We start from the raw sequence: 22,372 nt of genomic DNA, 5'->3' as shown, positions 1-22,372 counted from the left end.
ATACGGTTCCGGCCCGGCGGTTACCCTGCACGCCATGACCGCCGACCCCGACCCCGCGCCCGCTCCCGCGCCCCCCGCCGTCACGGCCGCCGACGGACTGCGCTTCGCCTTCGGCACCCTGACGGTGCTGCGGGTCCGGGTCACCCGCTGGGACCGCCCGGCGGCCCGCGCCGGGATGCTCTGGGCGCCCGTGGCCGGGCTGGTCGTGGGGCTGTGCGCGGCGGCGGCCGGCGGACTCCTGCTGCTCCTCGGCTCGGGGCCGCTGCCCGCCGCGGTGGCCGGCGCCGCCGTACCGGCCGCCCTGACGCGGGGGCTGCACCTGGACGGGCTGGCCGACACCGCCGACGGGCTGGGCAGCGGCAAGCCCGCCGAGGACGCGCTGCGCATCATGAAGCAGTCCGACATCGGGCCCTTCGGTGTGCTCACCCTGGTCCTCGTCCTGCTGGCCCAGGTCGCCGCGCTCGCCGAGCTGTACGGCCAGTCCTGGACCCGGGGGGCGGTCGCCGCCGCCCTGGCCGGGCTCACCGCCCGCGCCGCGATGACGCTGGCCTGCCGTGACGGTGTGCCCCCGGCCCGCCCCGGCGGGCTCGGCGCGGCCGTGGCCGGCGCCGTCCCCGCCCGTACCGCCTGGGCCTCGGCCGCGCTGACGGTGGCGGTCTGCGCCGCCTGCGGGGCCGCCTTCGGTGTGCCGGACGCGGTGCGCTGTGCGGCGGCGGCGGCCGCGGCCCTGTCCGCCGCGGAACTGCTGCTGCGGCGGTGCCGCCGGCGCCTGGGCGGCGTCACCGGTGACGTCTTCGGCGCGTTGTGCGAGACCGCCGCGACGGCCGCGCTGCTGGTGCTCACCCTGGGCTGAGCGCCACGCGACGGCCGGGCGCGATGCGGGCCGACGCCCCAACTCCCGGCGGACGGACGGGGATCGGGACCCTGTCCGGGGCGCCGCGCGGGCCCGCTCCCATAGGGAAAACCCGCGCCTTCGCCGCCATGGGCGCAGGTCGTGGTCGCAAGCGACAGGAGTGAGCGTAAGGTCGGTGCTGCACCCCCCGCCCGTGCCGCGAAGGACGCCCGGCGTCGGGCACGAGGGAGCCGGACGGAGTCCGGCGTCAAGTATTGGACCCCCGAAGGAACAGGATCCGCATCACCGTGACTGCACTGACTCTCAGCACCTCCTCCGCGGCAGCGCTGCGCGCTGACGCCGTCGTCGTCGGCGTGACCAAGGGCGCCAAGGGCCCCGAGGTCGCCGCCGGGGCGGAGGCGGTGGACCAGGCCTTCTCCGGCCGGCTCGCCGCGACGCTCGAGACACTGGGCGCCTCGGGCGCGGAGGGTGAGGTGACCAAGCTCCCCGCCCCGGACGGTCTGAAGTCCCCGGTCGTGCTGGCGGTCGGGCTCGGTGAGGCCCCGGCCGACGGCGCCGCGTACGACACCGAGGCGCTGCGCAAGGCCGCCGGCGCCGCCGCCCGCGCGCTGGCCGGGTCGAAGAAGGCCGCCTACGCCCTTCCGGTGCAGGACGCGGACGCCGCGCAGGCGGTCGCCGAGGGCGCGCTGCTCGGCGCCTACACGTACACCGCGTACCAGTCGTCCAACGGCAAGGCCCCGCTCGCCGAGGTCGCGCTGGTCGGCGCGAAGCCGCGGGACAAGGCCTTCAAGGCCGCCGCCGAGCGGGCCGCCGTCATCGCGGCGGAGGTCAACCGGGCGCGCGACCTGATCAACATGCCGCCGAACGACCTCCACCCGAAGTCCTTCGCCGCGCTCGCGCAGGAGGCCGCCAAGGAGCACGGCCTCAAGATCGAGGTGCTGGACGAGAAGGCCCTGGTCAAGGGCGGCTACGGCGGCATCATGGGCGTCGGCCAGGGCTCGGCGAACCCGCCCCGCCTGGTGAAGATCGCCTACACGGGCGCCAAGGGCCGCGGCGCCAAGCACCTGGCGCTGGTCGGCAAGGGCATCACCTACGACTCGGGCGGCATCTCCCTGAAGCCGGCCGGTCACAACGAGACCATGAAGTGCGACATGAGCGGTGCCGCCGCCGTGCTGTCCACCGTGGTCGCCGCCGCGCGCCTCGGCCTGCCCGTCAACGTCACCGGCTGGCTGGCGCTCGCCGAGAACATGCCCTCGGGCAGCGCCGCCCGCCCCGGCGACGTGCTGAAGATGTACAGCGGCAAGACCGTCGAGGTGCTCAACACCGACGCCGAGGGCCGCCTGGTGATGGCCGACGCCCTCACCCGCGCCTCGGAGGAGAAGCCCGACGCGATCATCGACGTGGCGACCCTGACCGGCGCCATGGTGCTGGCCCTGGGCAACCGCATCTTCGGCGTCATGGCCAACGACGACGCCTTCCGCACCGCGCTGCACGAGGTCGCGACCGAGGTCGGCGAGCAGTCCTGGCCGATGCCGCTCCCGGCCGACCTGCGCAAGGCCATGGACTCCCCCACCGCGGACATCGCGAACATGGGCGAGCGCATGGGCGGCGGCCTGGCGGCCGGCCTGTTCCTCAAGGAGTTCGTCGGCGAGGGCATCACCTGGGCCCACCTGGACATCGCGGGCCCCGCGTTCAACGAGTCCGGCCCCTTCGGCTACACCCCCAAGGGCGGCACCGGCTCCGCCATCCGCACCCTGGTGCGCGTGGCCGAGAAGGCCGGCGAGGGCGAGCTGCTCTGACCGCGGTGTAAGCCTCGGCACATTCCGTACGGCCCCGGGTATCGCATCCGGGGCCGTACGCGTTCGCCAAGAGCGAGCAAAGAGTGCAACCGCTCCGTATTTCGCAAGGGATACCGGCGAGTAGCCCCGGCCGGGGACGTTCCGTACGTCTCAGACACCGGCCCGGTGCCTCGTCGGCCCCGAACAAGTGCGAAGATGTTGTCTCGGCACGACAGGGCCCCGTTTAACAGAAGCGGCCGAACAAAAGCCGCCGCCCGGTCATGACGGACCGGCTCCGGCGTATCCATGCATGGAGGACGTGACGTGGCGAACGACGCCAGCACCGTTTTCGACCTAGTGATCCTCGGTGGCGGTAGCGGCGGCTACGCCGCAGCGCTGCGTGCCGCGCAGCTCGGTCTGGACGTCGCCCTGATCGAGAAGGACAAGCTCGGCGGCACCTGCCTGCACCGCGGCTGCATCCCCACGAAGGCTCTGCTGCACGCCGGTGAGATCGCGGACCAGGCCCGCGAGGCCGAGCAGTTCGGTGTCAAGGCCACTTTCGAGGGCATCGACATCGCCGGGGTCCACAAGTACAAGGACGACGTGATCTCGGGCCTCTACAAGGGCCTGCAGGGCCTGGTGGCCTCCCGCAAGGTCACCTACGTGACCGGTGAGGGCCGGCTCTCCTCCCCCACCTCCGTGGACGTGGGCGGCCAGCGCTACACCGGCCGGCACGTCCTGCTGGCGACGGGTTCCGTGCCGAAGTCGCTGCCGGGCCTGGCCATCGACGGCGACCGCATCATCTCCTCCGACCACGCGCTGGTCCTGGACCGCGTGCCGAAGTCCGCGATCATCCTCGGCGGCGGTGTCATCGGCGTCGAGTTCGCCTCGGCGTGGAAGTCCTTCGGCGCCGACGTCACCATCGTCGAGGGCCTGCCGCACCTCGTGCCGGCCGAGGACGAGAACAGCTCGAAGCTGCTGGAGCGCGCCTTCCGCAAGCGGGGCATCAAGTTCAACCTCGGCACCTTCTTCTCCAAGGCCGAGTACACCGCCGACGGCGTCAAGGTCACCCTGGCCGACGGCAAGGAGTTCGAGGCCGAGGTCCTGCTCGTGGCTGTCGGCCGCGGCCCGGTCTCCCAGGGCCTGGGCTACGAGGAGGCCGGGGTCGCCATGGACCGCGGCTACGTCCTCGCCGACGAGTACATGCGCACCAACGTGCCCACCATCTCCGCGGTCGGCGACCTCGTCCCGACCCTCCAGCTGGCCCACGTCGGCTTCGCCGAGGGCATCCTCGTCGCGGAGCGGCTGGCCGGTCTGAAGACCGTGCCGATCGACTACGACGGCGTGCCGCGCGTCACGTACTGCCACCCGGAGGTCGCCTCCGTCGGCATCTCCGAGGCCAAGGCCAAGGAGCTGTACGGCGCCGACAAGGTCGTCACCCTGAAGTACAACCTGGCCGGCAACGGCAAGAGCAAGATCCTCAAGACCGCGGGCGAGATCAAGCTCGTCCAGGTCCGCGACGGCGCCGTGGTCGGTGTCCACATGGTCGGCGACCGCATGGGCGAGCAGGTGGGCGAGGCCCAGCTGGTCTACAACTGGGAGGCGCTGCCGGCCGAGGTCGCGCAGCTCATCCACGCGCACCCGACGCAGAGCGAGGCCCTCGGCGAGGCGCACCTCGCGCTCGCCGGCAAGCCCCTGCACTCGCACGACTGACCCACGGACACGCAGACAGATCCGCACAGATCGTTAGGAGCAACCGAAACCATGGCGGTTTCCGTAACCCTGCCGGCGCTCGGCGAGAGCGTGTCCGAGGGCACCGTCACCCGCTGGCTCAAGGCCGAGGGTGAACGCGTCGAGGCCGACGAGCCGCTGCTCGAGGTGTCGACCGACAAGGTCGACACCGAGATCCCGGCGCCCGCTTCGGGCATCCTCTCCTCCATCAAGGTGGCCGAGGACGAGACGGTGGAGGTCGGCGCCGAGCTGGCCGTCATCGACGACGGCACGGGCGCCCCCGCTGCCGCCCCCGCCCCGGCCGCCGCGGCGGAGCCCGCGCCGGCTCCGGTGCAGGCCCCCGCCCCCGTCGCGGCCCCGGCGCCTGCCGCCGCGGCCCCCGCCCCGGCCCCGGCCGGTGCCGCCGAGGGCACCCCGGTGCTGCTGCCGGCGCTGGGCGAGTCGGTGACCGAGGGCACCGTCACCCGCTGGCTGAAGTCGGTCGGCGAGAGCGTCGAGGCCGACGAGCCGCTGCTCGAGGTCTCCACCGACAAGGTCGACACCGAGATCCCGTCGCCGGCCGCCGGCACCCTGCTGGAGATCCTCGTCGGTGAGGACGAGACCGCCGAGGTCGGCGCCAAGCTCGCCGTCATCGGTGCCGCCGGTGCCGCGCCCGCCGCCGCCCCGGCCCCCGCCGCCCCCGCTCCGGCCCCGGCCGCCGCGGCTCCGGCGCCCGCCCCGGCCGCTGCCCCGGTTCCGGCCCCCGCGCCGGCGCCTGCTCCGGCCCCGGTCGCCCCGGCTCCGGTGCCCGCCCCGGCCCCCGCGCCGGTCGCGGCTCCGGCTCCGGTCACCCCGGCCCCGGCCGCCCCCTCGGCGACCGCGCCGACCGACGAGGGCGCTTACGTGACCCCGCTGGTGCGCAAGCTCGCCGCCGAGAACGGCGTGGACCTCGCCTCGGTCAAGGGCACCGGTGTCGGTGGCCGCATCCGCAAGCAGGACGTCCTGGCCGCCGCCGAGGCCGCCAAGGCCGCCGCTGCCGCGCCGACCGCCCCGGCCCCGGCCGCGGGCGTCACGGTGCCGGCCGCCGCCGCCGCGCTGCGCGGGCAGACCGTCAAGATGACCCGCATCCGCAAGGTCATCGCCGAGAACATGATGAAGGCCCTGCACAGCCAGGCGCAGCTGTCGACCGTGGTCGAGGTGGACGTCACCAAGATCATGAAGCTGCGGGCCCGGGCCAAGGAGTCCTTCCTGGCCCGCGAGGGCGTCAAGCTCTCGCCGATGCCGTTCTTCGTGAAGGCCGCCGCCGAGGCGCTGAAGGCCCACCCGGTCATCAACGCCAAGATCAACGACGACGGCACCGTCACGTACCACGACGCCGAGAACGTCGGCATCGCGGTGGACTCGGAGCAGGGCCTGATGGTCCCGGTCATCAAGGGCGCCGGCGACCTGAGCCTGGCCGGCATCGCCAAGAAGACCGCCGAGCTGGCCGGCAAGGTCCGCAACAAGAAGATCAGCCCGGACGACCTGTCCGGCGGCACGTTCACGATCAGCAACACCGGCTCGCGCGGTGCGCTGTTCGACACGATCATCGTGAACTACCCGCAGGTCGCCGAGCTGGGCATCGGCGCCACCGTGCGCCGCCCGATCGTGATCAACCACCCGGACCTGGGTGAGACCATCGCGATCCGCGACGTGGCGTACCTGACCCTGTCGTACGACCACCAGTTGGTCGACGGCGCGGACGCCGCCCGCTACCTGAACGACGTCAAGGCCCGTCTCGAGGCCGGCGAGTTCGAGGGCGACCTCGGTCTGTAACCGACCGGAGTCCTCGCGGGACCGTACGACGGCCGAGGCCCCAGCCCCCTCCGGGCTGGGGCCTCGGCCGTTCTCCGGGAACTCTCCCGCCCGTTGAACGGTCCGGGCCCAGCGGACGTACGGAAGGGGGGCAGGGCCCGGGGAGCCGGATGCCGGCGAACCCGCCCTGCAGCGACGGCGGATCGGCGAGGCCGACCCCCGCCGGGCGGTGACCGCGTGTCACCGCCCCCCGCTCCCGCCGGGGCGCCACCGTCCCCACCGGCCCGGCCGCCCCGGCGGGTTGCACGCTGCGGTGACCTTCCCCCCGCGCTGACGCGCACGCAGCGGGCTCCGGCGGGGCCGGTCCGGACCTCCCGGACCGGCCCCGTCCCGGTGCGCGCGGCGACCGCATAGCCTCGGGGCATGCGTGCGGCACGACTGATCCACCTCGTCCTCCTGCTCCAGTCCCGCGAGTCGATGACGGCCACCGAACTCGCCAAGGCCCTGGAGGTGTCCGAGCGCACCGTCGGCCGGGACGTGCTGGCCCTGTCGGAGGCGGGGGTGCCGGTCTACGCCGAACGGGGACGCGCCGGCGGCTACCGGCTGGTCGACGGCTACCGCACCCGGCTGACCGGGCTGGCCCGCGCGGAGGCCGAGGCGCTCTTCCTGTCCGGGGTGCCCGCCGCGCTGCGGGCCATGGGCCTGCACGACGCGGGTTCCTCGGCCCGCCTGAAGGTCTCGGCCGCCCTGCTGCCCGAACTGCGGGACGCGCCGCGCTCGGCGGCGCAGCGCTTCCACCTGGACGCGCCGGGCTGGTGGCAGGAACCCCAGACGCCGCGACTGCTGCCGGCGCTCGCCGAGGCGGTGTGGGGGGACCGGCGGCTGCGGGCCCGATACCGGCGCGGGGAGGCGGAGATGGAGGTGGAGCGCGCGCTGGATCCGTACGGCCTCGTGCTCAAGGGGGGCGTCTGGTACGCGGTGGCGCGTTGCGCCGCGGACGTCCGGGTCTACCGGGTGGACCGGTTCACCGCGGCGGAGCCGACGGAGGATCGTTTCAGCAGGGACCCGGACTTCGACCTCCCCGCGTTCTGGGACGCCCGGGCCGCCGAGTTCGCCCGCTCGGTGCTCCGGGACGAGGTCGTCCTGCGCCTGACGCCCGACGGCGCCCGCCGTCTGCCGTACGTCGCCGACCGCACGGCGGCCCGCGAGGCCCTCGCGGCCGCCGCGCCGCCGGACGCACGGGGGCGGCTGACCGTCACGCTCCCCGTCGAGAGCCAGGACGTCGCCTACGAACAACTCCTCTCCCTCGGCCCCGACGCCGAGGTGCTCGGCCCGCCCGCCCTGCGCGAACGGCTGGCCGACGCGGTCCGCGCCATGGCCGCCGTCTACGCCTGAGGGCCGTGCGGTGCGGCCCGCGACACGGGGCCGCGTCTGCCGTGTTCCGCGTGCGTCGGAGGGCCGCAGCCAGGATGCTGGAGCGGTGATGGACGAGACGGAGTTCTGGGAGATCGTCGACAGCACGCGTGAGGCAGCGGGGGGCGACCCGGAGGAGCACGCCGACCTCCTGGTGGAACGGCTGACCCAGCTCGACCCGGAGTCCGTCGTCGACTTCGCGCGGCACTTCGAGAGCCGTTTCAACCGGGCCTACCGCTGGGACGTGTGGGGCGCCGCCGACCTCATGCTGGGCGGCGCCGGCGACGACGCGTTCGACTTCTTCCGGTGCTGGCTCATCGGCCAGGGCCGGCACGTCTTCGAGGGGGCCGTCCACGACCCCGACAGCCTCGCGGAGATGACCGACTCCTTCGACCCCGAGGTCGACGGCGACGCGGAGGACCTCGGCTACGCGGCGGACGAGGCGTACGAGCAGCTCACCGGGGTCCGGCTGCCGGACCTGGACCTGCCGCCGCAGCCCGCCGAGCCGGAGGGCGTCTACATCGACTTCGAGAACACGGCCGCGGTGGCGGAACGATTCCCCCGGCTCTGGGAGCGCTTCGGCTGAGCCGGACCGCGCTCCCGGCCGCACGCCCGGCGTTCCGCGCCGCCGGGCCGTACCGGGTGACCCGTCAGACCCGGCGCCCCATGCACACGTCGTCCACGTAGACGCCGTCCAGCAGGAACTCCCCCCGCAGGACGCCCTCCACGGTGAACCCGGCCGCCTCGTACAGCCGCCGGGCCGGGGTGTTGTGGCCCAGCACCCGCAGCGTGACCCGTACCGCGCCCTGCCGGCGGGCCTCTGCCACGGCCGCCAGGACGAGTTCCAGCCCCACCCCCCGGCCCCGCGCCCAGGTGTCGACCGTCAGTCCCTGGATCTGGCGCACGTGGGCGTTGGAGGCCAGCGGCGTCGGCGGCACCGCCCCGACGAAGCCGGCGACGCGGCCGTCGGCCTCCGCCACCAGGAACGCGTCCGGGCCCCAGCGCTCGCTGAAGAAGTCCTCGTTCTCCTCCCGGGGCGGCCGCACCGCGTGCAGGGTCGACCAGGTCGCCCGCTCCAGACGGACGAGCGCGGGGTCGTCGGAGAGCAGCGCCGGGCGCACACGGAGGTCGGACATGCGGGTCACCCTCCCACACCACGGGGGCCGTTCCGCGCGACGATGTCCCCATGCGCATCGCCATCACCGGCTCGTCCGGCCTCATCGGCTCCGCCCTGGTCCACTCCCTGCGCTCCGACCGGCACGAGGTCGTACGCCTCGTCAGGCGCGAGCCGTCCGGGCCGGACGAGGTGCGCTGGGACCCGCGGGGAGGCACGGTCGACACCGCGGGACTCGCGGGCGTGGAGGCCGTCGTCCACCTCGCCGGCGCCGGGGTCGGCGACCACCGCTGGACGGACGACTACAAGCGGACCATCCGCGAAAGCCGCGTGCGGGGCACCGACACCCTCGCGCGGGCCCTCGCCTCCCTGGACACCCCGCCGCGGGTGCTCGTCAGCGGCTCCGGCATCACCGCGTACGGCGACACCGGCGACCGCCGGGTCGACGAGGGCGCCCCGCTGGGCACCGGTTTCCTCCCCTCCGTCTGCCGCGACTGGGAGGCCGCCACCGGCCCGGCCCGCGACGCCGGCGTCCGCACCGCGTTCGCCCGCACCGGCCTGGTCGTCTCCGGCAGGGGCGGGGCGTGGGGCCGGCTCTTCCCGCTCTTCAAGGCGGGCCTGGGCGGCCGGCTCGGCGACGGCCGCCAGTACTGGAGCTTCATCTCCCTGCACGACCAGATCGCGGCGCTGCGCCACATCGTCGACACCGAGTCCGTCTCCGGGCCGGTCAACCTGTGCGTGCCCGAAGCGCTGACCAACGCCGAGGTGACCCGGGCGATGGGGCGGGTGCTGGGCCGGCCCACGGTGTTCGCGGTCCCCGGACCCGTACTGCGCACGGCCGTCGGGGAGTTCGCCACCGAGATCCTCGGCAGCACCCGCGCGGTGCCGCGGGTGCTGCTCGACTCCGGGTTCACCCACGCCCACCCCGGGATCGACGAGGCGATCCGCGCCGCGCTGGCCGAAGAAAGGCACTGAATGCCACCCACAGCAGTTTTCCGGCATCAGTTGGCGCGCGAGTGGGCATGACGGTTCCAGCGCCAGCCGACGCGAGCGGGGAAACGTGCCGACCTCGGGGAGGGGCATCGTGCTCTCTACAGCACGCTCTACGGGTTCACCTACGGACGTGTGCGTGATCGGAGCCGGCCTCGCCGGGCTCTCCGCGGCACATCACCTCACCGGTGCGGGGCTCACCGTCACCGTGCTGGAGGCCGAGGACCGGGTCGGTGGCCGCATGGCGACCGAGAAGGTCGACGGCTTCCTCCTCGACCGGGGTCCACAACTGCTCAGCACCTCCTACCCGGAGCTGCGCCGCACCGCGGTCCTGCGGGGCGTGCAGCTGCGGCCGCTCTCCCCCGGCGTCCTGGTACGGGCCGCCGGCCGCGGCTACCGCGTCGGCGACCCGCGCGGCGCACTCGCCGCCGCGCGGGCGCCCATCGGCTCGCCCCTGGACAAGGCCCGGCTGCGGGCGGCCCTCAACCGCCTGGCCGACGCCCCCGTCGAGCGCCTCCTGGACCGCCCCGAGACCACGGCCGCCGCCGCCCTCGCCTCGCGCGGCTTCGCACCCCGCACGGTCGACGGGTACCTGCGGCCGCTGCTGTCCGCGCTGCTCTGCGATCCGGACCTCACGACGTCCAGCCGGGTCGCCGACCTGGTCCTGCGCGGCTTCGCCCTCGGCCGTACGTGCCTGCCGGCGGGCGGCGCCGTGACGGTCCCGCAGGCCCTGGCGGCCGCGCTGCCGCCGGGGACGGTCCGCACCGGGGTGCGGGCGGTCGCCGCGGCCACCAACGGCGTCCGCACCGCGGGCGGGGACGAGATCCCGTGCCGGGCCGTGGTCGTCGCCACCGGGGCCCGCGCGGCGGCCGGACTGCTGCCGGGACTGCGGGTCCCCGCCTTCCACGGCGTCACCGTCCTGCACCACGCCGCGCCCGCGGCACCGCTGAAGCAGCCCGCGCTCGTCCTCGACGCGGACCGGCGCGGACCGGTCTCCCACACGTTTCCGGCCAGCCTCGTCGACCCCTCCCGCGCGCCCGTGGGCCGCGCCCTGGTCACCTCCGTACTGCTCGGCCGCGCCGCCGCCCCCGCCCCGGACGACATCGCCGTCCGGGCCCACCTCGCGGAGCTCTACGGCACGTCCACGGCGGCGTGGGAGCTGCTCGCCGTCCACCACGACGCCGAGGCGCTCCCCGCGATGACGGCCCCGCACGACCTGCGCCGCCCGGTGCGGATCCTGCAGGGCCTCTACGTCTGCGGCGACCACCGGGACACCAGCACCGTCCAGGGCGCCCTGCTCTCCGGCCGCCGCGCGGCCCAGCGCCTCCTCCGCGACGTCGGCCTCCCCCCGGCACCCCCCGCCGAACCCCTGGCCGCCTGACCCCGCCCCGGGGCCGGCGCGGCGGCACACCCTGCGCCGCCCGAAGCCGTGCCGGCGTGCCCGGCCTGCCCCGGCGCCAACCCGTCGGGGCAGGCGGCACTCCGCCGGTCGTGGACGCGCGGACGGGGGCGGAGTCGCGCTGGAACGCCAAGGCGGCCGAGCGGCAACCGCGCACGGCGCGGTCCCCTGCGCCACCTTCGAGTAGCTGCCGGATCGGTGGCCCGGCGACCGATGGCTCCCACCTGAGACACCCGGCGCGGCCCGCGCCTCCCCCTGCGGCCGCCCGGTCTCTGCCGCCATCCGACATGGGTGCGCCGTCCTCGGGCCGCCGCGCTGTCCGGCTCGCCCGGCAACCTCGGCCTGCGGAGTCCCCCGCCGTTCCACGGACCGCGCCAGGCCGGTAAGCAGGCCCCCTGCGACCGCCGGACTCCGTACCCCACGCGCCGGCGCAGCACCACGGAGAACGCCGCGGACCGCGCCGGAGCGAACCCGTCGGGGCCGGACCCCGACGACCGCGGGGCCCGGCGGAACCGGCGGCAGCATGCCCCCCGTGGGTACGCCGCCCTCCGGCCGCCGCGCGGTCCCGTGCACCCGGCGGCATCCCCGCGCCGCCGACCGGTGTCACCCCGCCGGGACGCCCAGCGCGGCGGCGCGGTCGTGGAAGGCGCGGACGGGGGCGGCGTCGCGGTGGGTTTCGAGGCGGCGGCTGAAGTCGCGGACGTACTCGACGGCGCGGAGCGACCGCATCTCGACCGCGGCCTGCATGGCCTCCGCGCCGAGGGCGCAGGCGGCGTCGACCTCGCCGAGGCCGAGGCGCGCGGCGGCCAGCACCGTGCGGCAGAAGACGCGGCTGCGCGCGTACGCGTGGCCGCGCAGTTGCAGCGAGCGTTCGGCGTGCTGCGAGGCCGCGCGGTACTGGCCGAGGTCGCGGTGGCAGTGGCCGAACTCGTCCGCGAGCTGGGCCTCGTCGAAGAAGCGCGCCCAGGACGGGACGTCGTCGCCGTTCCTGACCGCCTCCAGGGCGCGTTCGGCCCGCACCAGTGCCGCCGTGCAGGCGCGGACCTCGCCGAGCAGCCCGTGGCCGCGCGCCTCGGCGGCGTGGAAGAGCGCCTGCACGACCGGCGGGGCCCCGCCGGCGACGCCCTGCTGGGCGACCCGCGCCAGCTGGACGGCCTCGCGGCCGTGCCCGAGGTAGACCGCCTGGCGGCTCATCGTGACGAGGACGTACCCCCCGTAGACCCGGTCCCCGGCGGCCTGCGCGAGCCGCAGCGCCTGCACGAAGTACCGCTGGGCGAGCCCGTGCGCGCCGATGTCGTACGAGGTCCACCCCGCGAGCCGGGTGAGGTCGGCGACCGCCGCGAAGAGGCGGCGTCCCATGGTCTCCCCGTAGGTGCCGCGCAGCATGGGTTCGGCCTCGTGCTCCAGGTAGCGGACGAGGGCCTGCCGCGCGTGGCCGCCGCCGTAGGCGTTGTCGAGGGTGCGGAAGAGCTCGCCGACGGAGCGCAGGGCGGCGATGTCCCCCACGCCGACCCGCTGACCGGTGCCCCCGAAGACCGCGGGCGCGGCGACCGCCACCGGTGCGGGCGCCCCGCGTGATCCGCCCCCCGCGCGCTGCGCCGGCAGCCGAGCCGCCCCCGGACCGCGGCCGTGGCCGTGGCCGGGACCGGGACCGGCCGGGCCGGTGCCCGGCTCGGGGCCGCGCCCCACCCGGTCGTCCGCCCGGCCGATCAGCCAGTCACGGCTGGGGACGACGAGCCCCGCAGGGGTGAAGGCGATCTTGCGGAGGTCGGCCTGGTTCCCGGTGTCCTTCCGCCACAGCCCGGAGATGATCTCCACGGCCTCCTCCGGGGAGGAGGCGTACTCCAGTCCCGCGTAGACCGGGGCGACGGCGTCGAGGCCGAGGTCGTGGGCGGACAGCCGCCGGCCGAGCCGCCGGGTGAAGACCTCGGCGATGAGTGCGGGCGTCGTGCCCCGGGGCTGCTGGCCGCGCAGCCACCGGGTGACGGAGGTCTTGTCGTACCGCAGATCCAGACCGTGTTCGATGCCGAGCTGGTCCACCCGACGGGCGAGCCCGGCGTTGGAGAACCCGGCTTCGGCGATCAAAGCGGCCAGTTGACGGTTCGGGGGGCGCTGCGAGGAACGGTCGGACATCAGTGGTGCGGTCCCCTGCCTTCCGGGCGTGCGGGCCTGCGGAGTTGTGTCGTTGCGGGTGTCCGGCTGCGCGGGTGCGCGGCGCCGCGGGCGTCCGGAGCGGTGTTCACCGCCTGCGGCCCTCCGAGCCATCCGCAGAACGGCGCGAATGTAACGTTCTGTATCGACTCACTCACCACCCGAGCGCCTCGCATTCGCCGTATCGGGTGAATCTGCACCCACATATCGGCAGAACGCTTCCTTTGCCCTTCGTCGGGTGCTAAGCCCCCGGCCCCGTGCAGGACACCACCTCACCGGACGTACAGTTGCTGAGGCGCTCTTGACTCGTGGAGGAGCGCCGCAAAGGACCACAAAGGGAGCGGCCGTGAGTGACCTGCGCTTCGTCCACCTGGGCTTCGGCGAGGACGCGGTGGAGTACCTGGAGGCGTGGGAGGAGCAGCGTCGCGTGCACGCCGCGCGCTTCGCCGACGAGATCCCCGACACGTGCCTGCTGCTGGAGCACCCGCCGGTCTACACCGCGGGCCGCCGCACCGAGGACAGCGAGCGTCCGCTGGACGGCACCCCCGTGGTGGACGTCGACCGCGGCGGCAAGATCACCTGGCACGGGCCGGGCCAGCTGGTCGGCTACCCCATCCTGAAGCTGCCGCGCCCGGTGGACGTGGTCGCGCACGTGCGCCGCCTGGAGGAGGCGCTGATCAACGCGTGCGCCGAGTTCGGCCTGGAGACCACCCGGGTGGAGGGCCGCAGCGGCGTGTGGGTGCTGGGCGACCCGATCGAGGACCGGCCGCCGGTGATCCCGGGGCTGACCCTGGACTTCGACCCGCGGCTGCAGGACGAGGAGTTCGACCCCCGCCTCTCGGGCCCCGAGTACGCCCCGTCCAACGCCGGCCAGCGCCGCGAGGACCGCAAGCTCGCCGCCATCGGCATCCGCGTCGCGAAGGGCGTGACGATGCACGGCTTCGCGATGAACTGCAACCCCGACAACACCTGGTTCGACCGGATCGTGCCGTGCGGCATCCGGGACGCCGGGGTGGCCTCGCTCAGCAACGAGCTCGGCCGCGAGGTCACCGTCGCCGAGGTCCTCCCGGTGGTCGAGAAGCACCTGCGGCTGGTCCTGGAGTCGGCCGAGCCGCTCCCCCGGGCCGTCCAGGAATCCACAGGCGTACGCTGATGTTCACCAAGGAAATGAAGCCGCGAGAGGGAGTCGGACGTGTCCGCTGTCGCACCTGAAGGCCGCAAGATGCTGCGTCTGGAGGTCCGCAACAGCCAGACCCCCATCGAGCGCAAGCCCGAGTGGATCAAGACCCGGGCCAAGATGGGTCCCGCGTACACCGAGCTGCACGGCCTGGTGAAGCGCGAGGGTCTGCACACGGTGTGCCAGGAGGCGGGCTGCCCCAACATCTTCGAGTGCTGGGAGGACCGCGAGGCCACCTTCCTCATCGGCGGCGACCAGTGCACCCGGCGCTGCGACTTCTGCCAGATCGACACCGGCAAGCCGCAGGCCCTCGACCGTGACGAGCCGCGCCGCGTCGGCGAGTCCGTCGTCACCATGGACCTGAACTACGCCACGATCACCGGCGTCGCCCGCGACGACCTGGAGGACGGCGGCGCCTGGCTGTACGCCGAGACCGTGCGGCAGATCCACGCCATGACCGCCGACCGGGCCGACGGCCGCACCAAGGTCGAGCTGCTGATCCCCGACTTCAACGCGGTGCCCGAGCAGCTCGCCGAGGTCTTCGGCGCCCGTCCCGAGGTGCTGGCCCACAACGTGGAGACCGTGCCGCGGATCTTCAAGCGCATCCGCCCCGGCTTCCGCTACGAGCGGTCGCTGGAGGTCATCACCAAGGCCCGCGAAGCGGGCCTGGTGACCAAGTCCAACCTCATCCTCGGCATGGGCGAGGAGCGCGCCGAGGTCAGCCAGGCGCTGCAGGACCTGCACGACGCGGGCTGCGAGCTGATCACCATCACCCAGTACCTGCGTCCGAGCCTGCGGCACCACCCGGTGGAGCGCTGGGTGAAGCCCCAGGAGTTCGTGGAGCTGAAGGAGGAGGCCGAGGAGATCGGCTTCGCCGGTGTCATGTCGGGCCCGCTCGTGCGCTCCTCGTACCGGGCCGGCCGGCTCTTCCAGCAGGCCGTCGAGCGCCGCGGCGAGCGCGGCGAGGTCGTCGCCGTACAGGCGGTCTGATCACGCTGCGGTGACCTGCGGCTCACCGCCGGAACGTGCGGTTCGTCACGTCAGGGGCCCCCGCGGGGGCCCCTGACGCGTCCCTGACGTGCGGTACGTCCGCGGAGAACGGCGCAAAGCCACCGCCGGGGTTTCACGACGGTTTGACCGACCGGTCACGGACTGGTAACACAATGTGGTGACTCTGGATAAGCGGAACACCCACCCGCGTCTGAGCCGTCCTGAGGGGGACACCACCATGCAGGCCGAGGCCGCACACCTCCACCGCCAGAGCATCACCATCCCCGGCGCCGCCGCCGGCGCGCTGCGCGCCGTGGAGTACTTCCTGTTCCGCGGCGCCGAGGAGACGGCCCGCCGCAACGCCTGGTCCGCCGTCCTGGAGGACCGCAAGCGCGCCAAGGACCGCCGCGACGCCCAGCACGTGATGGATGCCCTGGTCTCCTCGCGCGCCCCGCGCGGCGACGTCCTCTAGACCCCGCGGAGCCTCCGGGCGAAAACCGGACCCCCTCCGGTGGGGCCCGGGACGCGCGGGCCACGTATCCTGTGCGGCATGGCGAGGGAAACATCCGAGAGCAACCCTGGGCGCCTCAAGCAGATCGCCCAGACCTACAAGATGACCAGGCGGGTCGACTCCAAGGTCGGTCTCGTCCTTGCGGCTGTGGGAATCGTCACCTTCGGTGTCATCCTCGCCATCGGCTTCTTGATCGGTCACGAAATCTACGCGGGCATCCTGGGCTTCCTGCTGGCCCTGCTGGCGATGGCGGTCATCTTCGGGCGGCGTGCCGAGAAGGCCGCGTTCGGCCAGCTCGACGGACAGCCCGGCGCCGCGGCGGCGGTGCTGGACAACGTCGGCCGCGGCTGGTCGGTGACGCCCGCGGTCGCGATGACCCGCAGCCAGGACGTCGTGCACCGTGCGGTCGGCAAGGCCGGCATCGTCCTGGTCGGCGAGGGCAACCCGAACCGGGTGAAGGGCCTGCTGGCCTCCGAGAAGAAGAAGATGGCGCGCATCGTCGTCGACGTCCCGGTCACCGACTTCGTCGTGGGCAACGACGAGGGCCAGGTGCCGCTGAAGAAGATCCGCACCACCCTGCTGAAGCTGCCGCGGGTCCTGCCCGGCCCCAAGGTCACCGAGGTCAACGACCGGCTGCGGGCCCTGGGCGACCTGATGAGCAACATGCCGGTGCCGAAGGGCCCGCTCCCCAAGGGCATGCGGATGCCGAAGGGCCGCTGATCGCATACGAAACGGAACGCGAAGTGCCCCGGACGAATCGATTCGTCCGGGGCACTTCGCGTGGTGTGCGCCGCGGTCACATCCGCGGCCGCGGTCACATCCGGATCTGGACCGCCTTCACGGCCCGGTCGTGCATGCCGCGGGTGTCGCGGTCCCAGACCACCGCCGGGATGACCAGCAGGAGCAGCAGCGTCCGCAGCGCCGCCGCGCCCAGGCCCAGCCGCCCGCCGTCCTGCCGGACCACGCGCAGCCGCAGCAGGCGCTTGCCCGGGGTGGTGCCGACGGTGCCCAGCAGCAGCACGCTCATGAGGCCGAAGACCACCGTGGTCCACGGATTGGCCGCGCCCGCGTCACGGTGCGCGATCAGCCCGTATGCGATCACCGCGCACAGGCCCCAGTCGATGAAGAGGGCCGCGATGCGCCGGCCGACCGGGGCGAGCGAGCCGGGGCCCTCCTCCGGCAGCCCGAGGCGCTGCCCGCGGTAGCCGAAGTCGACGCCCATCCGCTCCGCGGCGGCCTTCGGGCCCTCGATCCACGATCCGATGACATCCCTGTTGTCCACGGCTCCACGGTAACCCCCCGCCTTGGGGCGCCCACGTCCGACCCGGCACCCGTGCGGCGGCTCGGTTAACCTGCAAGAAACAAATGGGTCACGAGAGGGAAATGCCCGATCTCTATGGTCGGCACCAACGTGCGCCACCGCACTGGTCGCACCCATGAGCTGCAATCCGGCCTCCCGGGCCGGGCCAAGGAGGAGTTGGATGTCGTTCCAAAACGCCGACGAGGTGAAGAAGTTCATCTCGGACAACGACGTCAAGTTCGTGGACGTCCGGTTCTGCGACCTGCCCGGTGTGATGCAGCACTTCACGGTCCCGGTCGAGTCCTTCGACCCGGACGAGCAGCTGATGTTCGACGGCTCCTCGATCCGCGGCTTCCAGGCCATCCACGAGTCCGACATGGCGCTGATCGCGGACCTGTCCACGGCCAAGCTGGACCCGTTCCGCAAGGACTCCACGCTCAACGTCAACTTCTTCATCCACGACCCGATCACCGGCGAGCAGTACAGCCGTGACCCGCGGAACGTGGCGAAGAAGGCCGAGGCCTACCTCGCCTCCTCCGGCATCGCCGACACCGCGTACTTCGGCCCCGAGGCCGAGTTCTACGTCTTCGACAGCGCCCGCTTCGAGACCAGCGCGAACCAGTCCTTCTACCACATCGACTCCGAGGCCGGCGCCTGGAACAGCGGTGCGGAGCAGGACAACCGCGGCTACAAGGTCAAGTACAAGGGCGGCTACTTCCCGGTCCCGCCGGTCGACCACTTCGCCGACCTGCGCGCCGAGATCACCCTGGAGCTGATCAAGTCCGGCCTGCAGGTCGAGCGCCAGCACCACGAGGTGGGCACCGCCGGCCAGGCCGAGATCAACTACAAGTTCAACACGCTGCTCGCCGCGGCCGACGACCTGATGCTCTTCAAGTACATCGTGAAGAACGTCGCCTGGCGTGCCGGCAAGACGGCGACCTTCATGCCCAAGCCGATCTTCGGTGACAACGGCTCCGGCATGCACGTCCACCAGTCGCTGTGGACCAACGGCGCCCCGCTGTTCTACGACGAGCAGGGCTACGCGGGCCTGTCGGACACCGCCCGCTACTACATCGGCGGCATCCTCAAGCACGCCCCGGCGCTGCTGGCCTTCACCAACCCCACGGTGAACTCCTACCACCGCCTGGTCCCCGGCTTCGAGGCCCCGGTCAACCTGGTCTACTCGCAGCGCAACCGCTCCGCGGCCATCCGCATCCCGATCACGGGTGCGAACCCCAAGGCCAAGCGCATCGAGTTCCGCGCCCCGGACTCCTCCGGCAACCCGTACCTGGCCTTCTCGGCGCTGCTGCTGGCCGGCCTCGACGGCATCAAGAACAAGATCGAGCCGGCCGAGCCCGTCGACAAGGACCTGTACGAGCTCGCCCCCGAGGAGCACGCGGGCGTCCCGCAGGTCCCGACCTCGCTGTCGGCGGTCCTGGAGTCCCTCGAGGCCGACCACGAGTTCCTCCTCCAGGGCGGGGTCTTCACCTCCGACCTGATCGAGACCTGGATCGACTACAAGCGGACCAACGAGATCGCGCCGATCGCGCTGCGCCCGCACCCGCACGAGTTCGAGCTCTACTTCGACATCTAAGAACGCCGCAGGTCACAGCACCTGCATCCCCCTCCGGGGCCGTACCGGGGCCGTCGCCTGCGTCCTTCCTCATCCGGAAGACGCGGTCGACGGCCCCGCGCGTTCGCGCCGCCCGGCTGCCCGGCGCGAGGCGCGCGTGTACGTGCGCAACGTCGTGGAGGAATCGCACTCCGCGGTAGGGCAGGTCGAGCGCCGGACTCTGCCGGATCCAGACAGGATGAGCGAGTGGACGGTGGGCCGCGGGTGGCGGTGGCGCATCCGGGAACGCTGGCAGACGGCACCGCTGGTTGGCTTGGTAGCTCACCGGGCGATCATCGCAGCTCCAGCCCGGAGCCTCTCCACACTGACCGGGCTGTAGGGTGCGGGCTGACACTGGAGGGGCAATGGCAGCCGGCAAGGTCTCGCGTAGCGACAGGATCCGCGGCGGGGTAGTGGTCGTGATCGGCTCGAGTGCTTTCGCGATCATGGCTGACACCACATTCGTTCGTGTGCTCGCAACCGCTGTCGCAGTCATGATGGCCCTTTCCGTCGGACGCTTGACTGCGACGCGGGAATCAGGCGAGCACCCGTCGGATCAGCCCGTCACGCCGAACTGGCAACGCTGACAACCGTTGACCAGTCGACCGCGGCTCACAGATTGATCGCCTGGGCGGACCCGGGTCAGCGGACCGACCTCCGGGTCACTTCTTCGCGATCCCATGCGGCACCAGACCGAGCGGGCGCGTACGGGGCGCGTACGGGGCGCGTACGGGGCGGGGCGGTGGGAGGATCGCCGTGGCATGTGCCGCCGTGTCGAGGAGGGGTCCGGGATGCCGTCCGCCGAACTGAAGCACGCCTTCCGGATAGCCGCGCCGCCGGAGGAGGTCTTCGCGCACCTGGCGGAGCCGTCGCACTACATCGGCCTGTCGCCGCTCCTCGTCGACGTCCGCGACGTGCGCCGCAGCGGCGGGACCGTGCGCTACACGGCCGTGGAGCGGTTCCGCTTCCTCGGTCTGCTGCGGCACGACAACGTCATCGACGTCACGCTCGTCGCCGTCCCGGACCGCCTGCCGCACGCCGCCGAGATCTCCGGCGAGGTGCGCAGCCCCGCGCGGGTCCGCATGGGCTACCGCTTCGCCATCGCCCGCGACGGGGCCGGCAGCCTCGTCACCGACACCCTGCACCTGCGCACGCCGCCCGGTCTGCTGCGCTTCGCCGCCTCCCAGGCGGGGGCGGTCCAGCAGGCCAGGGCCCGGGTCCTCGCGGCGCGTCTGGACCGGCCCGCCAGAGGCTAGCCGCGGCGGGCCACGCCGCCGTAGAAGCCGATCTCGGCGGAGCGGGGCGGGACCGGGGCGTCGGGGCGCCAGAAGGGGACCTGGACGAGGCCCGGCTCCTCCAGCTCGAGACCGTCGAAGAACCGCTCGACCTCGGAGCGGGGACGAAGGTTCAAGGTGGCGGTGGCGTTGTTGTAGACGGCCTGGGCGTCGCTGCGGTCGGCGAAGTCGCCGGTGGCGTGCGAGAGCACCACGTAGCTGCCGGCCGGGAGCGCGTCGCGCAGGGTGGCGACGACCTCCGCGGGCTTCTCCTCGTCGGTGAGGAAGTGGAGGACGGCGACGAGGAGCAGGGCGACGGGTTCGTCGAAGTCGATGACCCGGCGGACGTCGGGGTGCTCCAGGACGGCCCGCGGGTCGCGCAGGTCGGCGAGCACGACGCTGGTTGCGCCCGAGCGGCTGAGCAGGGCGTTGGCGTGCGTGTTCACGATCGGGTCGTTGTCGACGTACGCGATGCGGACGTCCGGCGCCACCTCTTGGGCGATCTCGTGCACGTTGGGGGAGGTGGGCAGGCCGGTGCCGATGTCGAGGACCTGGCGGACGCCGCTGCCGACCACGTGCCGGACGGCGCGGCGCATGAAGGCCCGGTTGGCGCGGACGCCGATCCTCACCTCGGGCGCCGCGGCGGCGAGCGCGTCGGCGGCCGTGCGGTCCACCTCGTAGTTGTCCTTGCCGCCCAGCAGGTAGTCGTAGATCCGCGCGGGGTGCGGCCTGCCGGTGTCGATCTCCTCGGCGCGGAAGCCGTTCTCCATCACGCTGCGCTCCTCTCGGCGGCCGTCCGGGCCCTGACCCGGCACCGCTGACGACAGCTTTTCACATCATCAACTTCTCTGCCCACGCGGATAGTTCCTGGTCGAGGGGCCGAACGAAGGCCTTCCCGCCCTCAGCGCAGCGCGCAGTCCCCGCACAGCCCGCCGCCGGGCACGCGGTAGTACAGGCAGCAGCTGCGGCGTGTGTAGGCGGGCGCGCCGGCCCCGGTGAGCCGCAGGTCGCCGGCGTCGCGCAGCAGAGGGTCCGTCATCAGTTCCTCCGTCAGCGCGACGGCGCGGGCGGCCGCGTCGGGCCGCGCGCCCTCCCCCAGGCACCAGGAGTACAGCACCCGCAGGGTGCCGGCGAGGGCCGAGGCGGCGTTGCCCCACAGCAGTCCGGGCGCGACGCCCGACACCGCGTGCACGGCCGCGCAGAGCGGCACGAGGTGGCCGTGGAGGACGTCCTCGCGCAGCCGTCCCGCGGGCACGTCCGGGGCGTCGTCCGGCAGCCACAGCTCGTCCGGGGTGGACCGGCCGGGGTGCCACCACAGGCGTCCGCCGGAGAGGTCGGGGATGCGGCCGGTCAGCGCCGCCGGGCCGAGCGCGACGGACCACAGCCGTGCGGCCAGCCCCTGGTGGGCCAGCGAGGCGGCGACGCGCCGCTCGGAGGTGCGCAGGCGCCGCCCGACCTCCGCCACCCGGCCGGTGAGCGCGGGCGACGGCCGCCCGGAGTACACCTGCGCCAGCGGCACGAAACCCTCGGCCCGCGGCTCCCCCGGCCCGGTGCGCACGGTGAAGAACGGTCCCGGTCCCACGGCGCCGGCGCCGGTCACCGCGCCCACAGGCCCCTGACGTGCCCGAGGTGCCGGGTCATGACGGCCTGTACGGCCGCGCCGTCGCGCGCGAGGAGGGCGTCCAGCAGCTCCAGGTGCTCCTCGGCGGAGGCCCGCAGCAGGCCGCGCTCGGCCAGCGCCGTGAGGCCGTACAGCCGGGAGCGCTTGCGCAGGTCGCCGACGACCTCGACCAGGTGCTCGTTGCCGGCGAGCGCGAGCAGCCCGAGGTGGAAGCGGCGGTCGGCCTCCACGTAGGCGATGAGGTCGCCGGCCGCGGCGGCGGTGACGATCTCCTCGGCGGCCGGGCGCAGCGCCTCCAGCGCCGTGGCGTCGGCGGTGGAGGCGAGGCCGGTGACGGTCGGGACCTCGATGAGCGAGCGGATGTGGGTGTACTCGTCGAGCTGCCGCTCGGACACCGCTGTCACCCGGAAGCCCTTGTTGGGCACGGGGTCGAGCAGCCCCTCCTTGGCCAGGTCCAGCAGCGCCTCGCGGACGGGCGTGGCGGAGATGCCGAAGCGGGCCGCCAGCGCGGGCACCGAGTGCACCTCGCCGGGGCGGAGCTCCCCCGCGACCAGCGCCGCGCGCAGGGCGTCCGCGACGAGCTCGCGGTAGCTGCCGGAACGCTGCCCGCCGAGAGCGGGCAGGGCGGGCAGGGCGGGCCCGTCGTGCGCTGCCATGCGGTGGCTCCTCCTCTGCGACGTGGCAT

At 73.7% G+C, this 22,372-nt stretch carries 21 protein-coding genes; 15 read left to right on the top strand and 6 right to left on the bottom strand.

Translation table 11 applies throughout. From position 1 onward, the window contains the following. The first annotated feature begins 34 nt into the window (after positions 1 to 34). From ACFV3E_RS01200 to ACFV3E_RS01175, 6 genes are all read left to right on the top strand, one after another. Complete coding sequence (locus ACFV3E_RS01200) at positions 35 to 853, top strand: adenosylcobinamide-GDP ribazoletransferase (protein WP_500532828.1); 819 nt, start codon at positions 35 to 37, stop codon at positions 851 to 853. Between the two features lie 287 nt (positions 854 to 1,140). Beyond that, positions 1,141 to 2,652 (top strand): leucyl aminopeptidase family protein, encoded by a 1,512-nt coding sequence (locus ACFV3E_RS01195; RefSeq protein ID WP_499511450.1) that lies wholly within the window; start codon positions 1,141 to 1,143, stop codon positions 2,650 to 2,652. A gap of 303 nt (positions 2,653 to 2,955) precedes the next feature. After that, positions 2,956 to 4,344: a dihydrolipoyl dehydrogenase gene (gene lpdA / locus ACFV3E_RS01190; protein ID WP_500370015.1), complete on the top strand. Its 1,389-nt coding sequence runs from the start codon at positions 2,956 to 2,958 to the stop codon at positions 4,342 to 4,344. A 51-nt stretch (positions 4,345 to 4,395) separates the two neighbouring features. After that, positions 4,396 to 6,156 carry a 2-oxoglutarate dehydrogenase, E2 component, dihydrolipoamide succinyltransferase gene (gene sucB, locus ACFV3E_RS01185; RefSeq protein ID WP_500532827.1) on the top strand — a complete coding sequence of 587 codons (1,761 nt, stop codon included), beginning with the start codon at positions 4,396 to 4,398 and terminating at the stop codon, positions 6,154 to 6,156. 402 nt (positions 6,157 to 6,558) lie between these two features. Continuing rightward, entirely contained in the window at positions 6,559 to 7,530 is a 972-nt protein-coding gene (locus ACFV3E_RS01180; RefSeq protein ID WP_500532826.1) for a helix-turn-helix transcriptional regulator, read from the top strand. Positions 7,531 to 7,618: 88 nt separating this feature from the next. Continuing rightward, the gene (locus ACFV3E_RS01175) at positions 7,619 to 8,134 is read left to right on the top strand and encodes a DUF4240 domain-containing protein (RefSeq protein ID WP_500322344.1); all 516 of its coding nucleotides are present in this window, start codon (positions 7,619 to 7,621) and stop codon (positions 8,132 to 8,134) included. Between the two features lie 64 nt (positions 8,135 to 8,198). On the opposite strand, the gene ACFV3E_RS01170 is transcribed toward ACFV3E_RS01175, so the two are convergent. Beyond that, a complete protein-coding gene (locus ACFV3E_RS01170) occupies positions 8,199 to 8,684 on the bottom strand; it encodes a GNAT family N-acetyltransferase (protein WP_500532825.1) in 486 nt (161 codons plus the stop codon). 50 nt (positions 8,685 to 8,734) lie between these two features. On the opposite strand from ACFV3E_RS01170, the gene ACFV3E_RS01165 reads away from it, so the two are divergent. Both ACFV3E_RS01165 and ACFV3E_RS01160 read left to right on the top strand, forming a co-directional pair. After that, complete coding sequence (locus tag ACFV3E_RS01165) at positions 8,735 to 9,637, top strand: TIGR01777 family oxidoreductase (protein WP_500532824.1); 903 nt, start codon at positions 8,735 to 8,737, stop codon at positions 9,635 to 9,637. A gap of 154 nt (positions 9,638 to 9,791) precedes the next feature. After that, positions 9,792 to 11,033 carry an NAD(P)/FAD-dependent oxidoreductase gene (locus ACFV3E_RS01160; protein WP_500532823.1) on the top strand — a complete coding sequence of 414 codons (1,242 nt, stop codon included), beginning with the start codon at positions 9,792 to 9,794 and terminating at the stop codon, positions 11,031 to 11,033. A gap of 621 nt (positions 11,034 to 11,654) precedes the next feature. Here the strand turns inward: ACFV3E_RS01160 and ACFV3E_RS01155 are convergent. Next, positions 11,655 to 13,184, bottom strand: a complete 1,530-nt coding sequence (locus ACFV3E_RS01155) for an NsdA family TPR-like regulatory protein (protein ID WP_500532822.1) — start codon at positions 13,182 to 13,184, stop codon at positions 11,655 to 11,657. Positions 13,185 to 13,548: 364 nt separating this feature from the next. Here ACFV3E_RS01155 and lipB point away from each other — a divergent pair, with 364 nt between their 5' ends. From lipB to ACFV3E_RS01135, 4 genes are all read left to right on the top strand, one after another. Beyond that, entirely contained in the window at positions 13,549 to 14,355 is an 807-nt protein-coding gene (gene lipB / locus ACFV3E_RS01150) for a lipoyl(octanoyl) transferase LipB (protein ID WP_500370009.1), read from the top strand. Positions 14,356 to 14,394: 39 nt separating this feature from the next. Further along, positions 14,395 to 15,369, top strand: coding sequence for a lipoyl synthase (lipA, locus tag ACFV3E_RS01145; RefSeq protein WP_500370008.1), 975 nt, complete (start codon positions 14,395 to 14,397; stop codon positions 15,367 to 15,369). Between the two features lie 238 nt (positions 15,370 to 15,607). After that, positions 15,608 to 15,841, top strand: a complete 234-nt coding sequence (locus ACFV3E_RS01140; protein ID WP_500532985.1) for an SCO2195 family GlnR-regulated protein — start codon at positions 15,608 to 15,610, stop codon at positions 15,839 to 15,841. 78 nt (positions 15,842 to 15,919) lie between these two features. Continuing rightward, the gene (locus ACFV3E_RS01135; RefSeq protein ID WP_500322334.1) at positions 15,920 to 16,600 is read left to right on the top strand and encodes a DUF4191 domain-containing protein; all 681 of its coding nucleotides are present in this window, start codon (positions 15,920 to 15,922) and stop codon (positions 16,598 to 16,600) included. A 94-nt stretch (positions 16,601 to 16,694) separates the two neighbouring features. Here the strand turns inward: ACFV3E_RS01135 and ACFV3E_RS01130 are convergent, their stop codons facing one another. After that, positions 16,695 to 17,162, bottom strand: a complete 468-nt coding sequence (locus tag ACFV3E_RS01130) for an RDD family protein (RefSeq protein WP_500532821.1) — start codon at positions 17,160 to 17,162, stop codon at positions 16,695 to 16,697. Between the two features lie 199 nt (positions 17,163 to 17,361). Between ACFV3E_RS01130 and glnA the strand changes: the two genes are divergently transcribed. The 3 genes from glnA to ACFV3E_RS01115 all read left to right on the top strand — a co-directional run bounded on the left by glnA (position 17,362) and on the right by ACFV3E_RS01115 (position 20,048). Then, a complete protein-coding gene (glnA, locus tag ACFV3E_RS01125) occupies positions 17,362 to 18,774 on the top strand; it encodes a type I glutamate--ammonia ligase (protein ID WP_499511463.1) in 1,413 nt (470 codons plus the stop codon). A gap of 383 nt (positions 18,775 to 19,157) precedes the next feature. After that, positions 19,158 to 19,379: a hypothetical protein gene (locus tag ACFV3E_RS01120; protein WP_500532820.1), complete on the top strand. Its 222-nt coding sequence runs from the start codon at positions 19,158 to 19,160 to the stop codon at positions 19,377 to 19,379. A 204-nt stretch (positions 19,380 to 19,583) separates the two neighbouring features. Next, a complete protein-coding gene (locus ACFV3E_RS01115; RefSeq protein WP_500532819.1) occupies positions 19,584 to 20,048 on the top strand; it encodes an SRPBCC family protein in 465 nt (154 codons plus the stop codon). Here the strand turns inward: ACFV3E_RS01115 and ACFV3E_RS01110 are convergent. The 3 genes from ACFV3E_RS01110 to ACFV3E_RS01100 all read right to left on the bottom strand — a co-directional run bounded on the left by ACFV3E_RS01110 (position 20,045) and on the right by ACFV3E_RS01100 (position 22,343). Then, positions 20,045 to 20,839 carry an SAM-dependent methyltransferase gene (locus tag ACFV3E_RS01110; RefSeq protein ID WP_500532818.1) on the bottom strand — a complete coding sequence of 265 codons (795 nt, stop codon included), beginning with the start codon at positions 20,837 to 20,839 and terminating at the stop codon, positions 20,045 to 20,047. The two genes, ACFV3E_RS01115 and ACFV3E_RS01110, sit on opposite strands and share 4 nt — an antisense overlap. A gap of 128 nt (positions 20,840 to 20,967) precedes the next feature. Continuing rightward, positions 20,968 to 21,675 (bottom strand): (2Fe-2S)-binding protein, encoded by a 708-nt coding sequence (locus tag ACFV3E_RS01105; RefSeq protein ID WP_500532817.1) that lies wholly within the window; start codon positions 21,673 to 21,675, stop codon positions 20,968 to 20,970. Next, a complete protein-coding gene (locus ACFV3E_RS01100; protein WP_500532816.1) occupies positions 21,663 to 22,343 on the bottom strand; it encodes a GntR family transcriptional regulator in 681 nt (226 codons plus the stop codon). The genes ACFV3E_RS01105 and ACFV3E_RS01100 overlap by 13 nt, the downstream gene beginning before the upstream one ends. Between the last annotated feature and the right edge of the window lie 29 nt (positions 22,344 to 22,372).

It is taken from the genome of Streptomyces sp. NPDC059718, from assembly GCF_042733315.1.
Classification (GTDB): Bacteria; Actinomycetota; Actinomycetes; order Streptomycetales; family Streptomycetaceae; genus Actinacidiphila.
This window is presented reverse-complemented; position numbering and strand designations above follow the sequence as displayed.

Bases quoted from the DNA above. Each gene is read 5' to 3' on its own strand.
- sucB (WP_500532827.1), top strand. From the start codon at position 4,396: ATGGCGGTTTCCGTAACCCTGCCGGCGCTCGGCGAGAGCGTGTCCGAG.
- ACFV3E_RS01200 (WP_500532828.1), top strand. From the start codon at position 35: ATGACCGCCGACCCCGACCCCGCGCCCGCTCCCGCGCCCCCCGCCGTC.
- ACFV3E_RS01120 (WP_500532820.1), top strand. From the start codon at position 19,158: ATGGCAGCCGGCAAGGTCTCGCGTAGCGACAGGATCCGCGGCGGGGTA.
- glnA (WP_499511463.1), top strand. From the start codon at position 17,362: ATGTCGTTCCAAAACGCCGACGAGGTGAAGAAGTTCATCTCGGACAAC.
- ACFV3E_RS01165 (WP_500532824.1), top strand. From the start codon at position 8,735: ATGCGCATCGCCATCACCGGCTCGTCCGGCCTCATCGGCTCCGCCCTG.
- ACFV3E_RS01180 (WP_500532826.1), top strand. From the start codon at position 6,559: ATGCGTGCGGCACGACTGATCCACCTCGTCCTCCTGCTCCAGTCCCGC.
- ACFV3E_RS01140 (WP_500532985.1), top strand. From the start codon at position 15,608: ATGCAGGCCGAGGCCGCACACCTCCACCGCCAGAGCATCACCATCCCC.
- ACFV3E_RS01155 (WP_500532822.1), bottom strand. From the start codon at position 13,184: ATGTCCGACCGTTCCTCGCAGCGCCCCCCGAACCGTCAACTGGCCGCT.
- ACFV3E_RS01115 (WP_500532819.1), top strand. From the start codon at position 19,584: ATGCCGTCCGCCGAACTGAAGCACGCCTTCCGGATAGCCGCGCCGCCG.
- ACFV3E_RS01100 (WP_500532816.1), bottom strand. From the start codon at position 22,343: ATGGCAGCGCACGACGGGCCCGCCCTGCCCGCCCTGCCCGCTCTCGGC.
- ACFV3E_RS01135 (WP_500322334.1), top strand. From the start codon at position 15,920: ATGGCGAGGGAAACATCCGAGAGCAACCCTGGGCGCCTCAAGCAGATC.
- ACFV3E_RS01175 (WP_500322344.1), top strand. From the start codon at position 7,619: ATGGACGAGACGGAGTTCTGGGAGATCGTCGACAGCACGCGTGAGGCA.
- ACFV3E_RS01170 (WP_500532825.1), bottom strand. From the start codon at position 8,684: ATGTCCGACCTCCGTGTGCGCCCGGCGCTGCTCTCCGACGACCCCGCG.